Genomic DNA, 14,110 nt, shown 5'->3' with positions numbered 1-14,110 from the left:
TCAGCTGCGGCGCCGAAAGAGTTTCTCGATTCGGCGCCGCACTGCGTTGGGCGCAGGTTCCAGTTCCAGAACCTCTTGCTCCGACTGCTTGGCGTATGCCTGGGTGTAGCGCTCGTGTAGCACCGAGCGAATCTCGTCCGGAGAGTAGGCCCGACGCTGGCGTTCGCCGCGCGCAACGAGGACCCCGGTTGCGGCAATGCCCATGGCACCGGCGAGGCCGACCAGTTTCCATACGTGCGAGGCGCGCAGAGGAGTCGTGAGTTTCATCCCTCTACGCTAGAGGCATGGACCGACGATTGCTTTCGCAGGTGAGTCTCGACGAGGCCGCCGCCGCGACCCGCACGGGTGACATCTGGATCTTCCGCGGAGAGTCGACGGCCGATCGAGCCATCCAGACGCTGACCAACAGCCCGGTCAATCACGTGGGAATGTCGGTGGTGATCGACGACCTCCCGCCGCTGATGTGGCATGCGGAACTCGGTCATTCGCTGCAGGACATGTGGACCGGACGCTTCCAGCGTGGTGTCCAACTGCACGATCTGAGATCGGCGGTTCAGGTGTGGGGCGCCAAGTACGGGCAGCGCGGATGGTTGCGCCAGCTCGACCACGAGATCACCCGTGAGCAGGAAGACGCTCTGCTGAAGACGATCGCGCGACTGGACGGCACGCCGTTCCCGTCCACGGCCAAGCTCGCCTCACGCTGGTTCGGAGGCCGGATTCCGAAGCTGCGCAAGAAGTCCGACGTCTCCGCGGTGGCCGTCGAAAGCGCTTACTGCGCCGAAGTTGTTGCCAAAACCTATGAGGCGATGGGTCTGCTTGTCGGTAATCGTCGTATCAACTGGTTCGATCCGGGCAAGTTCTGGAGCGGCGATCAACTGCCGCTTGCACCCGGAGTTGCCCTCGGCGACGAGATCTCGGTGTCGCTCAGCGCAGGCGATCTCGAAGCCGGACGTAATCCGGCCGGGTACTCACAAGGTTCGTGACGGCTCGGCAACCACACGTCCGCCGACTTCGAGCCACCCTTCCGGGGAGAACGTGGTGTGCAGTACCGATCCGCGTCCCTGGGTGATGAGGAGTGATTTCCTCAGCCGGTCCGTGATGCGCAAAGCTGCGGATCCGGTTGCCTCGTCCTCGGCGATTCCCATCACGGGTGCGAACATGCGTGCGCGGATCGCAGCTTCGAGCTTGTCCTGCCAGGCCCACAGATACGAATGATCCGCCTCGTAGTCGGACGGATCGGCGCCGATGACCTCGTCGACCGTGTCCATCGGGTAGATCGCGAATTCCGGTGCCAATTCGGCACGGGCGCGTACCCACGTGAGAGCGCCGGATTGGCGGACGTCGACCCTGCCGGCTGGAACGTCGAGGGCGCTCACGCGACGGCCCTGCTCGCTCAGCCACCACGTCGCCCCGACGGTGGGGTGCCCGGCGAAGGGGAGTTCTGCTGCCGGAGTGAAGATCTGAGCCCGGGCACGCGAGGCGCCGTCTTCCGGGACGTCGATGAAGATGGTCTCGCTGTAGTCGAGTTCCTTCGCAACGGCTTGTCGATCCGATTCTGCAACCGTGGATGCGTCGACGATTCCCAGCGGATTGCCGTGCTTGCCGTTTTCGTCCGCGAAGACCCGGACCACACTCACCTCGATACCCATCGGTCCACCCTAGCGCGCGAAAAGCCCTCCCCACCGTCATGGTGGGGAGGGCTCGTCGAACTGCAGTCAGGTACGAGGATCAGACCTGTGCGGCAGAGAGGATTTCGTTGGCTTCGACAGCCTGTGCGACGCCCGCGACGATGGAACCGGCGCGGATTGCTTCGAAGATGACCTCGCGGTCGACACCTTCCTGGCGGAGGGTGTTCTCGTGAGCTTCGAGGCAGTGGTTGCAGCCGTTGATCGCGGACACTGCAAGCGACCACAATTCGAAGTCGGCCTTGTCGACGCCCGGGTTGCCGATGATGTTCATCCGCAGGCCGGCACGAAGATCGTCGTACTTACCGTCGAGGTAGCCCTTGGTGCGGTAGAAGACGTTGTTCATGCCCATGATCGACGCTGCGCCGAGAGCGGCGTTGTACGCCTCTGCCGACAGGTTGTCGGCAGCCTCGGATGCAATCTCCTTGAGCGTGGACGCAGACTTGGTGGCTGCGGCCGTTGCGAGGAGTGTTCCCCACAACTGCTGCTCGTTCAGGACCGTCGTGCGCGCAATGGAACTCAGGTTGAGCTTGAGGTCCTTCGCGTACTCGGGAAGCGAGTTCTTGAGGTTCTCGACGCTCATACTCAGACGCTCGCAGTCAGGAGCTCGCCGGCGTTGATGGTCGGGTCGCCCTTCTTCCAGTTGCATGCGCACAGCTCGTCGCTCTGGAGAGCGTCGAGGACGCGGAGAACCTCGTCGACGTTACGGCCGACGGAACCGGCTGTGACGGAGACGAACTGGATCTCGTTGTTGGGGTCGACGATGAACGTCGCGCGGTCTGCAACGCCGTCAGCGTTGAGGACGCCGGTGGCCTCGGCAAGCTCGCGCTTGAGGTCCGAGAGCATCGGGAAGGGGAGGGTCTTGAGCTCCTCGTGCTGTGCGCGCCACTGGAAGTGCACGAACTCGTTGTCGACGGAAGCGCCGAGGACCTGAGCGTCACGGTCTGCGAACTCTTCGTTGAGCTTGCCGAATGCAGCAATCTCGGTGGGGCACACGAAGGTGAAGTCCTTGGGCCAGAAGAAGACGATGCGCCACTTGCCTGCGTAGTCGTCACTGGTGACGGTGGTGAAGTAGTCATCGGGCTGCTGGGCATCGACCTTGGACAGGTCGCCGCCGATGACAGCCGTGAGGTTGTAAGCGGGGAACTGGTCGCCGATTGTGAGCAGAGCCATGTGTCTCATTCTCCTACGTGTCTCGTGAACAGGAATTTCTTCGCACACGATCTGGCTGTTCGGATTGTGACGGCCGAACGTGCTGGATCGAGAGGGTTTGTCACCGTCAGCGGGTCGGACGGTTTCGACTGAAATGCCGAGGTTGTGACCGGCGCTTTTTGGTATGAGTCCATTCTGCATCAAACCGTTCAAAAGGTAAAGGTGATGGGTGGCACTACACTGATAGGCATGTCTGATCAGACTTATCAACCTTCCTTGTCACAGCTGCGTGCCTTTGTGTCGGTGGCGGAGTATCGGCACTTCGGTACTGCCGCAGCACGTTCCGGTGTGAGCCAACCCACACTGTCGCAGGCGCTGGCGGCTCTCGAGGCGGGGTTGGGAGTCAAACTGATCGAGCGCAGTACCCGACGCGTGCTCGTGACCGCGGACGGCCAGCGCCTACTCGGTCAGGCCAAGCAGATTCTCGAAGCTGCCGATGGATTTGTCGCGAGCGCCGCCGGCTCCGGCGACTCTCTGACCGGTCCGCTACGCATCGGGCTGATCCCCACCGTTGCGCCCTACATCCTTCCGGGGTTGCTGCCCGAGCTACGCGAGAAGTTGCCGTCGTTGGCGCCGCAAATAGTCGAGGATCAAACGGCGCGCTTGCTTGATGCACTGCGATCGGGAGCGCTCGATGTCGCTGTGTTGGCGTTACCCGCCGGAACACCCGGCCTGGTGGAAGTTCCTGTGTACGAAGAGGATTTTGTGATGGTCGTGCCGAACGATCATTCCTTGGCCGGACGCGTCGATCTCACGGCGGACGTGCTCGACGCGCTGCCGTTGCTCTTGCTCGACGACGGCCACTGCCTGCGTGATCAGACGTTGGATCTGTGCCGTTCCGTAGACGCTCATCCTCTTGCCGGTGACACGCGGGCGACCTCCCTCGCAACGGTCGTGCAGTGTGTGGCCGGGGGACTTGGGGTGACTTTGGTCCCGGAATCTGCTGTTGCAGTGGAGGTTCGACGCGGGGATTTGTCGACGGCGCGCTTCGCGTCGCCGGCTCCAGGTCGCACGATCGGCGTCGTGTTCCGCTCTTCGAGTGGTCGAGCAGAAGGATTCCGCCAGCTGGCTGAGCTGGTGAAATCTGTTGCGCCGGGTAAGAAGTGCCTCGATCGCACCGCGATTGTCGCCGGGGCAGATTCTGTTTGATCCAGTCGGATCGATATTTTCCGGGTTGGGCTCCGGAGACGCCGCAGGATCAATACAGTCTCGACCGGAACCAGTGATCGAGGCTGATCATGTCTATCTGGTGCATGTCGAGACCCAGCTGGGCAGCTGCGTTCACTGCGTCGGCGCGGGGGATAGAGTTCTGAGGCAGAGTCCAGTTGGTCTCCCGCGCATGGTGCTCGAGAACGTCGATGACTGTCCGTGGGGCAGGTTCGTTGACGTGAAGTGTTGAGCCGTAGCGAAATTGCTGTTCTGTCGACAGTGTGTGGATAGATCGCGCGAGTAGGTCTACGTCGACTACTGACAGGACCGCATTACCGTCGTCGATGATCGAGTCGAGTCGAGAGACAATTCGCGTCAGTGTCGGCAGAAACCATCTGTCACCGGTTCCGTACACAAGATGGGGCCGGATGACCAGGCCTCCGGCGTCGCGCACGAACTGCTCGGCGAGAGCGCGCGTGCGACTGGCAGGTGAGTGTGGTTTGAGAGGTGCGCCGTCGACCGGCAAGTCTCGAAAGGGGCCTGGCCCGTAGACGGCCGCGGTGCTGACGTAGAGCAGCCGTTCGACGCCGACGGCGGCGGCGACCGACGCAACGTTCCGTATGCCGTGTTGGTTGACGTGAACGCACTGTTGTTCGTCGTCGCCCACGTACGACACGCAACAGATGACGGTAGACGCCTGACTCATTGCACCTCGTAGAGAAGCGCTGTCGTTGATGTCGCCGATCGCGGCGGCAATACCGTAGCGGCTGAGTTGTTCGGCTGCGTTCTCCGTGCGAACGAAACCGATTGCAGCGTTTCCGTCCCGGGAAATTAGCTGGTTCATCACCGCCGAGCCGATGAAACCAGTGGCCCCGAGTACCAAAGTCGTCACGGTGTGTCCGTGTCGAGAGCGTTGCTGCCGGGCCTTTCGACGTATCGTTGAGATACATTCCGTTGGCAACGAGAGCTGGGTTGATCATGCAGGAGCGTGCGGTCCTCACGCGCCAGGCCGTCATTTTGGGTGCTGCGAAGAGCTTCGAGAAGTTCGGGTACTCCGCCAGTCTGGGCACGATCTTGCAGCATGGGGGTGTGTCCAAAGGCGCGATGTATTTTCATTTCGCGTCGAAGGAGGAGCTTGCGCACGCGGTCATTGCTGCCCAGCACGGTATGGCGATGGAGGGTACCCGGCGGGTTGCTGCGCATTCCGACATCGCGGTCGAAACCTTGGTGCTCGTCTCGCAGGAGATGGCTCGGCAGCTTGTGACCGAGCCCATCGCGCGAGGTGGCATGCGTTTGACGATGGAGATCGGCAGTATTCAGGGTCCCATCGAACAGCCGTACCTCGACTGGATCGAGGCTATCAAGCAGGTGGCAACCCAAGCGGCCGAAGCCGGCGATATCGTCCCGGGCACCGACATCGACGCGTTGGCTCGGTTTGTCGTGGGATCGTTCACGGGAGTGCAGATTCTCTCGGAAATGCTGACGGGCCGAACCGACCTGTACGAGCGGTTGAATCAGATGTGGAACTTGGTGTTGCCAACTATCGTCCGCGAGGACAAGTTGGCGCATGTCATGCAGCTGGCGTCGCTTGCACCGCGAGAGTGGGAAGCTCCGAGCGTGTGACGTGGACGACGCGACGAAAAGAACGTGTTCACCCTCTCTCATCATTGGTTCGCAACTGTAAGTTCAAGTTCCGCGGTGGTTTCCCGTTCTTGAGTGAACCGAACGCGGTGCACATGGCCTGAGGTGTCAAGGGGGGTCGTTGACACCTCGCACGGCGTTTCCCATTCGGTGAACCTTGGAAAGACCGCCGAGAGTGAGGCGATACTTGTTGCGGGGTTGCCGATGCGGTATCGCACGGCTTGTCGAGCGGCCTCGAAAAGGATCATTCCTGGGATGTGGTCGACGGGGTGGTCGAAAAGGGAGTGGTTGCGCGGATCTGGAGAGCAGAACATCGTGTGCCGAGCAGGATCAGTGCTGATGAGCACATCTCCATCGGTTAAGCGTCCGACTCGGTCCGATCCGACCACCGCGGTTCCGGTGGGAAGGATGCGTTGGCTTTGGCGGTGATCTTCGCGTCCCCGCCGAATTCGGCGGTATCCCTCGGGGCTGACTCCTCGCGCGACAGCGTTGCACTTGGCGACGTGCCGAGCGCCTTCTCGGAGGATTCCGGATACATCGACGCCCGAGACCGCTCCGTCGCGGTGGGTGAGGTTGTCCACTGTCATCGAGAAACTCAACGGCTCCGCTACTGGTTGCACGTCGAGTGCATCCAACATCTCGAAGCTGAATGTTTCCATGAGGAACTTGTAGTGCAGTGGAATGTCGTATCGGGTGTGGCAGAGAAGCACCACTGCCTGTCGAAATGCTTCTGCCACCCCGAGCGGATCGTGTTGCTCGCTCGATGCGTCGAATATCCGGTGCGAGACCGGGAGTTGAACAGCAACCTGGTACCCCGAGTTCGATTCGGGCCGGTAGTCCGTCAAGAAAACCTCGGCAACAGCATGTCTGTGGACGAGATGGCGCGGCACTGTGCGTGTGTATTCCATTGATTGAATGCACCTTTCGATGTTCACTCGAGGCTTCGGTGTCGTGGTGGACCTAATGTTCGACGTTCGGGGACGTCGTCGAATCGTCAAAATTGACGATCTTTGCGAAGGTCGAACTCGATCGGGATGAGCGTCCGTCTCAATGAGCGCCCGTCTCGATGAGTGGCTGGGGCACTTCCTGCTAGAAGCGTCCGATCCGAAGTTCCAGTGGTTGTCTGCGTGCGTCGTGACCGGAGCGGTGGAACATCCCGCAGGCCTCTATCTGGGAGTGCGCCCCCAGCTTCTGCAAGATGCTTCGGATGTGGGCGCGAACCGTGGTCGGGGCAATGTGGGCGGTTCGGGCAATCGAGTCGATATTCGAACCGCCGTGGAGGAGTCCCACGATTTCGAACTCGCGATCGGTGAGACTGCCGATTCGTGCGGTTTCTTCGGTGCGCAACCGGATGCGTTGTACGAGAGCGGACTTGTCGTGTGCAGTCTGAGTGGAATTGGGGTCGAGAGCGGCCTGCAGCTCATCGAGCAGCGATGCGAACGGTAGTTGAGAGTTGAGCGCGGTGTGGGCGCCCGCCGCGAGCCCCCGAACCATGGAGTGGCCGCCACTGAGATCGCCGACCAGGATCGATCCCTCGAGTGCGGCGAGCTCCTTCACCTGCCAATCGACGCCCCCGAATGGTAGGAGAACAAGCGCTCTACCGTGATCGCTGGTGTGGTGCTCTAGCAGACTCATGTCTGCGGTGTGTGGCCCGTAATCAGTCCTGGCGCTGATTCCGGCAGCGATTGCACTGGCGAACCCTAGATCGCTATGAGTGGTGTACACGGTGACTGTGTTGGTGTGCGTCATAGCGACTACACCACCGGTGGAAGTCCAGTCCGCTGCGTTCTCGTCATGGCGCAACCAAAACCGTTGGTTTCAGCGTGGTTTCGTCGGCGGGCTACCCCTGCGCGACGCCGGTAACAGCGATATCGGACGTGCCCGTCCGCCCAGAGAAACTCGCGCGTTCGACGGAGTGCCGGCCTGGGCCTTGGGCGGATTTCACGAGTCGTTGCACCACAGGGCTTCTGAGTCGCGGCGAATTGATTCCGCGGCGTCCCGGAAGTTGGAATCGAGGAGTTTTGTTACTTTGCGGCGATCACTGCTCCGGGATTGAGTATTCCCAGCGGGTCGAGGGCATCCTTGACCTTGCGATTGAGGGCCATGACGTCTTCACCCAACTGGGACGGCAGCCAGTCGCGCTTGAGCCGGCCGACCCCGTGTTCGCCGGTGATCGTGCCACCGAGGGCAATGGCGAGATCCATCACCCGTCCGAAAGCGATCTGTGCGCGTTCCGTCATATCCGGGTCGGCGGGGTCGAACACGATGAGCGGGTGTGTGTTTCCGTCCCCGGCATGCGCGACCGTGCAGATCAGGACGTCGAGGTCGTCGGCGATGGCTTCGACGCCGGTCACCAACTGGGGGAGTGCGCGCATGGGAACGCCCACGTCTTCGAGAAGCAGACTCCCCATCGCGAGCACTGCGGGGAACACGGCTCGCCGAGCCGCCGCAAACGCGTCACCTTCGGCCTGGTCGTCGGTCGCGAATACCTCGGTGGCTCCGTTGTTTTCGCATGCCTGAACGATGGTCTCGATTTCCAGCACGCCTGCCGCGCCGGGTGCGTCGGACTGCGCGAGCAGCAATGCGTGAGCCTTGCGGTTCAGACCCATGCGCACCGAATCCTCGACGGCATTGATGCTGGCATGATCCATGAACTCGAGCATCGCCGGACGCATGTTGCTGGTGATCGCCAAGACTGCGTCGGCAGCTTCTTGCACCGAGTCGAACGAGGCCACGACGGTCGATGTGGGCGGCTGTGCCGGAATCAGACGCAACGTGATTTCCGTGATGATGCCGAGAGTGCCCTCACTGCCCACGAACAGTTTGGTGAGTGAGAGTCCGGCAACGTCTTTGAGAAGTGGGCCACCGAGGCTGACCGCTGTCCCGTCTGCCAGGACGACCCGAAGTCCGAGAACGTAGTCGGTGGTAACTCCGTACTTGACGCAGCAGAGCCCACCGGCGTTGGTAGCTGCATTGCCCCCGATGGAACAGATTTCGAAGGATGACGGGTCGGGTGGGTACCAGAGTCCGTGCTCTGAGGCGGCTTTCTTGACCTCGGCGTTCATCAAGCCGGGCTGAGTAACCGCCACCCGGGCGACCGGGTCGATCGTGATCTTTCGCATTCGCTCGGTGCTGACAACGATGCAACCGTCGACGGCGCTGGATCCACCGGACAGGCCCGAGCCTGCGCCTCTGGGAACCACCGGAACGCGGTGGGCGGTTGCCCATCGCATCACGGTTTGGATGTCTTCAGTGCACGTTGCGCGAACCACGGCAGCGGGGTGGCCCGCGGCCGGGTCGGCGGCCCAGTCCTGGCGGTAGCCCGCGGTCACGTCCGGATCCAGCAGGACGGCTCCCTCGGGGAGCGCTGCTACAAGTTCGTCCATGGCGTGAGAATTTTCAACCGTCATCACTCCATCATGCGTCCCGCAGCGCCGCTGAGGTCCTGACTTGGTCAGATTTGGGCGCGGCACCGTTGCCCTGGCCCCTACCGGGCCGCACCTTCTGGCCAGCCGGGGTAGTTGGGGAGGACGAGGGGTGGGGTGAAGTCGGTGCTCAATCTGGAATATCGTTGGTCGTGACGGGACTCGAACCAGTCGTAGCACTCGTCCTTGTGTTCGCGGTTGCTGGTGGAGCTGGTGAATTGGTCAAAGACCCAGCCGCCGAAGATGTCGCTTGCGGGGGCATCGCGCGGTCCTTCGAACCGGGGGTAGGCGGCGTCTGTCGGAGTGGGCGCCGTGTTGTGCATCCGTATCTCGTAGCTGGCGCTCATTGGTCGGAACCAATCCGGTTGTCGGCCGTCGAAGTCGGTGTCGTAGGCGTCGGCACAGACGTAGGCGACGACAGTGGAATCGCCCGGATACCCAGCGGTGATTGTTTGAATACTCAGTATTCGGTTGAAACTTGTACCTCGGTAGGTGCGGGGTGGTACGTCTGGAGCGCTCACGTAGCGGCGATCGCTCGAGACCGTTCCGCGGGTGTCTTCGGTAGCTCGCGCGAAACCGGGGTAAGCCTGTGCTGTATCGCCGCTGCTGTTGACTATGTTGTCGGATTCTACGAATGCTCGGACGACGGTGCCTTCTTCACTGAAGAGATCGGTGCCGGGATCTGCGATCCATTGGTTGCGGTAGTCGGTCATGTAGCTCGGCAGCGTGTAGACACTTGGTGCTGCTGGTGTGGTTGCGGCTGTGAGTGTTTCGCCACTTTCCGACGGCGAGCAACCTGCGATGCCGAGCCCGAGGATGAATGTCAATGCGAGAACCGTTGCACGGTAGCTGTTTCGGCGCCGTGCATTGATGAGCAACTTATCCGACATCGTCTAGTCCGTCCCTCAAATTGGTCATGAAGGTGTCGCGATTGAAACCGCGGTATCTCAAATAGTCTTGTAGAGCACCGTCGAGTCTTGTGCTGGTGCTCGTGGATTCCGGGTCCAATGGACTGAGTGGCCGGCTCGGATCACCATCGACACGATATTCGTTCAGGGCGCGGAAATCCGAAGTCCCGTAGGCGTTGTCGAGTGCCTGAACCAATCGGTAATCGAGAAGGGTCGTCGAAGCCGAACTCTGGTCTGTGAAGTTGAGTTGTGCCGGAGGAACTTCGACCGGGGAGCCCAGGACGTGATCTTTGAGTTCGACTCCCAGCATGCTGACTGCAACGCTGGTCGGTGGTCCGAAGCCTGGGATCATGGCAACACCGCCGGAAATCAGCCAACCGAGTTCGTCGTATGTTTTCCCACGTCTGCTGATGATGTCCTGTTGCGCCGCCGCAGCGTCACCGGTTCGGTTGAGGGCTTCTTCCTCGAGAGCACCGTCCATCAGTGCCTGGACGCGTCCCGCATATATTGCATATTGCGAAGAACCCGCGGCGAGGTCTCCGCTCATGCTGGTTTCGACGAAGGTCCCTTGGAGTTGGCCCGCGGCTCCGAGCATGTTCGCATTGAAACGTGCGGCTGCGTGGGGGTCGCTGTCGATGATCGCGATCACCGATTTTGCATTGGCGAATCTGTCGTCGTAGGCATCGAGATTTTCGAAACCGAGGGTACCGGTTTGATCGGGTTCCAATCCGACGAGATTCCCGATGTACGGGGTCACCGCGGAACCGATGGTTTGCGTCAACGCGGGATTCACTTCTCCGACGGATCTGTTGTCCAGGCCGGCGATGTCGAGGTAGGCACCTTTGTTGTCGGCGAGATTGTGGGCGAGTGCAAGGGCAGAGGCGCCGGCCCGTTCGGCAACAGCTGGGTTGGAGTTGGTGGCGTCGGGCCCGATCCAATCGGTGAGGCCGCTGACGGCTCGTCCGTCATCGTTCCATTCGCGGGTGAACAGATTCACCACGTCGTCCTGATGAGCGGGGGTGGTGAGGAAGTTGGCGTTCGAAGGTATGTCCCGAGTGGCAACGTCGAGGGCTTTGGTGAGGCTGGAGTCGAGCTCATCGTTGCTGACGGGCCGGCCGTCGTCGTCGAAGACCAATCGCATCGGGGCGCTCGATGAAGTTTGCGATTGGAGAGGGGCGAGATCTGCGCTGCGATCGAGCAGTGCAGAACTCAAAGCGCTGCCGGATTGTGTCGCCGGGTCTGCATTTCGAAGTATGTCCGTGAGGGCATTCGAATCGTCGAAATGGTTGACGTTCACGGTGGTGGAGTACCCGCCGGGTTGGAGTTGCGAGCTGTACGCGGGGTCGCTGAAGATTTTGCGGACGTCTGGCGGAAGGTTGTCGAGGCTGCCCCCGTTGCCGATGTTGCCGTTGCCGTTGCCGTCGGTGACGTTGGGATTGGAGACGATGAACATGCCCGAGGCGAGAGCGCTGGTGATTCGCGCGTCGGCGGGGACATTCGCATCGGGGAAGTTGACCGTGCGGAATCCTTCGGCTCCTGCACCGATATCCTTCAGCTCGTCGAGGTCGGTATCGGCGTAGAACTCACGTAGGTAGGCGAGTTGTTCTGGGTCGACGACCACGGGCCCGCCGGCAGCAAGTTGCGCTTGTTGTTCCGGAGTGAAGGTCGTCGCGGCGATCAACCGTTGCTTGGCCGCCTCGCTCTCGGGTGTTGCGCCTGGGGACTGCGCGAGAATGTCGGAGTCGTGGGCTCCCTGACCATCGAACCGAACGTGATGTGAAGGAGTGGTCGACGCTGCATCGGGGATCCCGAAATCGGCCTTGCGGTCGATGAGCGAGGTGCCTGCGGCGGTGATCTCCTTGAGGATTCTGCCGGCGCTCGCGTCGGTCTCGTCGACGTCCGTGAGTGCCGTGCCGATGCGCCACGAGTGATATTCGAGGCGGGCTTCTACCTTGCGCGGATCCGTGCTCGCCAGAGTTGCGGGCGTCGCGGTGACTGAACCGTCGTCAGAGACGGTGAAACCGTCGGCGCTCGCGTCGTCGACGCGGCTGACCAGTGTTTCGCGGGCGTACCGGAGGTTTGCCGATTGCGCTGCGACACAGCGCCCGGCGTCCCCGACTATCGCGACGGCGTCTCGCCCGAAGGCATGCTGCTGCGTTGCCGAATCCCACGCTGCAGTCGCCGCGCTGCCGCTCCAATTGCTGGTTGCGGTGTCCATGATTCGGTGCGCGATGTCGACGTTGCTGTCGAATACGTCATGCCCGCGGCCCAGGGAGCCGGCATAGTTGTCGAGGGCGTCCAGATTCCAGGATCGGATCTGCGAGATCGACAGTGTCATCGCACGTCTCCCGAATCCTCGATCCGTGCGCCGTTGGCGATGTCGACCCGGGCGAACTCTCGTGCGGAGTTTTCCAGTTTCGTGCGGGTAGCAGTGATCCCCGCTCCGATTGCGCGGCCGAGTTCGTCGACGGTGACGACGTTGTCGGCTATGGCTGCAGCGAACGCCGACCCGGCGGCTCCGGCCGATGCGGCGGTAGCGGCCGCCGAAGCCGAGAATCCACCGAGTTCCTCGGCAGATGCCGTCAGCCCCTCCGCAGCACTTGCCAATTCGGCTGGATCAGCTGAAAAAGTATCCACACCCATGAACGAATCCCCCCGAATTCATCTGCGAGATCACAGTGAATCGAGGATAGAGCATGCCAGATGACCCGACCTCGAAGGGTGCGTCATCGTCCTCGCGGTCGAGGGGGTTGTGTGAAAGCCCTAACGGCCCTTCTGCTTTCCGGAGAACCGGCCACCCGAACTCTTGGTCCCGCCGGACTTGCCGCTACCCGATTTGCCACCGGCCTTGGCTTTGCCGGAACCGGCGTTGCGGCCGGAAATGTTCTTTGCGGTGCCGGCGCCCTTTGCTTTCTGACCGTTCTTCGCAGCTTCTGCGCGACGCTCGCGGGCCGCGATCTTTGCTTTGACAGAGCCCTTGATCTTTTCGGCCGGCTCACCGTTCCGGCCGCGGGAACTCTGTGCCGTGCGCCCACGCACGATGCCGATCAGTTCCTCCACCAGATCTGTGGTCTTGGACTCCAACCATGCCAAAGCCACAGGAGCTTCGGGTGCACCGTCCACCGGACGGAATGTCAGGTCCTTGCGATGGTGGAACCGCGCCAGCGAATGGGGAACAACGACTACGCCGACGCCCGCGGCTACCAATTCGATGGCATCGGCGATACTCGCGGGTCTTTCGGCGGCGGCCTTGCCTGGACGTGTCGGCCAGTCGAGTCTGTCGTCGAGCGGATCGAGCACTATTTCGTCTGCCAAGTCGTCGACGGAGATTTGTTCGACAGCGGTGAATACGTGATCTTTCGGTACCACCACCACTGGGGTTTCCGCGTACAGGGAGATCGCGTTGATACCGGTCCGGTCGATCGGCAAGCGAACCAAACCTGCATCTGCTTCACCTGCGCGAAGCGCCGCTTCGAGTCCGAGAACGGGGAACTGAACAAGCTCCAGACGCACCTCGGGGAGTCGCTCGTGCCACACCCGGACCCACTTGGTGGGCGTCACCCCCGGGGCGTACGCGAGTCGAAAAATTGCCTGACTATCCGCGTCTGTCACCAGGCAAGGCTACCGCCTTGGTAAAAGCACCCGTATCGGCTGGTTACTCTTGTTGCATGACGTCGAACAAAACTCCCCAGACGATGAAGCCGACGACGGCTGCCAAGAAGCTGGGTGTGTACCTGGAAGCAACACCTGCGCAGTTCCAGGAAGGCGACGTGACTCGTGACGAGCTGACCGCTCTGCAGACCGATCCGCCGGAGTGGCTGCTGGAGCTGCGACGCACCGGACCGCACCCGCGCCCGGTCATCGCCGCCAAGCTGGGCATTTCGATCGCCGGCCTCGCTCGCGGTGGCGTCGAAGAAGCACTCACCACGGATCAGATCGCCGCTCTCCTCGAAGAGAAGCCCGAGTGGCTCGAGAAGGAACGCGCTGTTCAGGCCGACGTGCGGGCCGAGAACGTTCGGATCAAGGAAAAGCACGCAGCCCGTCGCAACCAGCCGCGAAAAGCAAAGAGGGGCTAACGCCCCTGTGCGCC

16 protein-coding genes are annotated in these 14,110 nt (G+C 61.7%); 4 read left to right on the top strand and 12 right to left on the bottom strand.

All coding sequences use genetic code 11. The features are described from left to right. Complete coding sequence (locus ACFWAD_RS16065) at positions 1-267, bottom strand: hypothetical protein (protein WP_378445797.1); 267 nt, start codon at positions 265-267, stop codon at positions 1-3. Between the two features lie 17 nt (positions 268-284). On the opposite strand from ACFWAD_RS16065, the gene ACFWAD_RS16060 reads away from it, so the two are divergent. Further along, positions 285-983, top strand: a complete 699-nt coding sequence (locus tag ACFWAD_RS16060; protein ID WP_378545462.1) for a hypothetical protein — start codon at positions 285-287, stop codon at positions 981-983. On the opposite strand, the gene ACFWAD_RS16055 is transcribed toward ACFWAD_RS16060, so the two are convergent. From ACFWAD_RS16055 to ACFWAD_RS16045, 3 genes are all read right to left on the bottom strand, one after another. Next, entirely contained in the window at positions 969-1,649 is a 681-nt protein-coding gene (locus ACFWAD_RS16055; RefSeq protein ID WP_378545459.1) for a PhzF family phenazine biosynthesis protein, read from the bottom strand. The two genes, ACFWAD_RS16060 and ACFWAD_RS16055, sit on opposite strands and share 15 nt — an antisense overlap. A 79-nt stretch (positions 1,650-1,728) precedes the next feature. After that, positions 1,729-2,268, bottom strand: a complete 540-nt coding sequence (locus tag ACFWAD_RS16050; protein WP_003942122.1) for a carboxymuconolactone decarboxylase family protein — start codon at positions 2,266-2,268, stop codon at positions 1,729-1,731. Between the two features lie 2 nt (positions 2,269-2,270). After that, positions 2,271-2,858, bottom strand: a complete 588-nt coding sequence (locus ACFWAD_RS16045) for a peroxiredoxin (RefSeq protein ID WP_003942119.1) — start codon at positions 2,856-2,858, stop codon at positions 2,271-2,273. A gap of 228 nt (positions 2,859-3,086) precedes the next feature. On the opposite strand from ACFWAD_RS16045, the gene ACFWAD_RS16040 reads away from it, so the two are divergent. Next, complete coding sequence (locus tag ACFWAD_RS16040) at positions 3,087-4,046, top strand: hydrogen peroxide-inducible genes activator (RefSeq protein ID WP_378445800.1); 960 nt, start codon at positions 3,087-3,089, stop codon at positions 4,044-4,046. Positions 4,047-4,095: 49 nt separating this feature from the next. On the opposite strand, the gene ACFWAD_RS16035 is transcribed toward ACFWAD_RS16040, so the two are convergent. Beyond that, on the bottom strand, positions 4,096-4,938 hold the full coding sequence (locus tag ACFWAD_RS16035; RefSeq protein ID WP_378545455.1) for an NAD-dependent epimerase/dehydratase family protein: 843 nt from the start codon (positions 4,936-4,938) through the stop codon (positions 4,096-4,098). 86 nt (positions 4,939-5,024) lie between these two features. Between ACFWAD_RS16035 and ACFWAD_RS16030 the strand changes: the two genes are divergently transcribed. Continuing rightward, on the top strand, positions 5,025-5,669 hold the full coding sequence (locus tag ACFWAD_RS16030; RefSeq protein ID WP_378545452.1) for a ScbR family autoregulator-binding transcription factor: 645 nt from the start codon (positions 5,025-5,027) through the stop codon (positions 5,667-5,669). Between the two features lie 41 nt (positions 5,670-5,710). Here ACFWAD_RS16030 and ACFWAD_RS16025 read toward each other — a convergent pair whose 3' ends face one another. The 7 genes from ACFWAD_RS16025 to ACFWAD_RS15995 form a co-directional block, all read right to left on the bottom strand. After that, positions 5,711-6,595 (bottom strand): ScbA/BarX family gamma-butyrolactone biosynthesis protein, encoded by an 885-nt coding sequence (locus tag ACFWAD_RS16025; protein ID WP_378545449.1) that lies wholly within the window; start codon positions 6,593-6,595, stop codon positions 5,711-5,713. Positions 6,596-6,776: 181 nt separating this feature from the next. Then, positions 6,777-7,322: a response regulator transcription factor gene (locus ACFWAD_RS16020; protein WP_378545446.1), complete on the bottom strand. Its 546-nt coding sequence runs from the start codon at positions 7,320-7,322 to the stop codon at positions 6,777-6,779. A gap of 389 nt (positions 7,323-7,711) precedes the next feature. Then, positions 7,712-9,073 (bottom strand): FAD-binding oxidoreductase, encoded by a 1,362-nt coding sequence (locus ACFWAD_RS16015; RefSeq protein ID WP_378545443.1) that lies wholly within the window; start codon positions 9,071-9,073, stop codon positions 7,712-7,714. Between the two features lie 101 nt (positions 9,074-9,174). Next, entirely contained in the window at positions 9,175-10,002 is an 828-nt protein-coding gene (locus tag ACFWAD_RS16010) for a hypothetical protein (RefSeq protein WP_378545440.1), read from the bottom strand. After that, the gene (locus ACFWAD_RS16005; protein ID WP_378545437.1) at positions 9,992-12,358 is read right to left on the bottom strand and encodes a hypothetical protein; all 2,367 of its coding nucleotides are present in this window, start codon (positions 12,356-12,358) and stop codon (positions 9,992-9,994) included. Before ACFWAD_RS16005 ends, ACFWAD_RS16010 begins: the two co-directional genes overlap by 11 nt. Then, complete coding sequence (locus tag ACFWAD_RS16000) at positions 12,355-12,663, bottom strand: hypothetical protein (RefSeq protein WP_378545434.1); 309 nt, start codon at positions 12,661-12,663, stop codon at positions 12,355-12,357. The genes ACFWAD_RS16005 and ACFWAD_RS16000 overlap by 4 nt, the downstream gene beginning before the upstream one ends. Positions 12,664-12,783: 120 nt before the next feature. Beyond that, positions 12,784-13,632, bottom strand: a complete 849-nt coding sequence (locus tag ACFWAD_RS15995; RefSeq protein WP_378545431.1) for a LysR substrate-binding domain-containing protein — start codon at positions 13,630-13,632, stop codon at positions 12,784-12,786. Positions 13,633-13,688: 56 nt separating this feature from the next. Here ACFWAD_RS15995 and ACFWAD_RS15990 point away from each other — a divergent pair, with 56 nt between their 5' ends. Beyond that, positions 13,689-14,096, top strand: coding sequence for a DUF5997 family protein (locus ACFWAD_RS15990; protein WP_317553060.1), 408 nt, complete (start codon positions 13,689-13,691; stop codon positions 14,094-14,096). Positions 14,097-14,110 lie beyond the last annotated feature (14 nt).

It is taken from the genome of Rhodococcus sp. NPDC059969 (genome assembly GCF_042738325.1).
GTDB lineage: Bacteria > Actinomycetota > Actinomycetes > Mycobacteriales > Mycobacteriaceae > Rhodococcus_F.
Note: the sequence above shows the minus strand (reverse complement) of the source record. Positions and strands in the feature narration are given on the sequence as shown.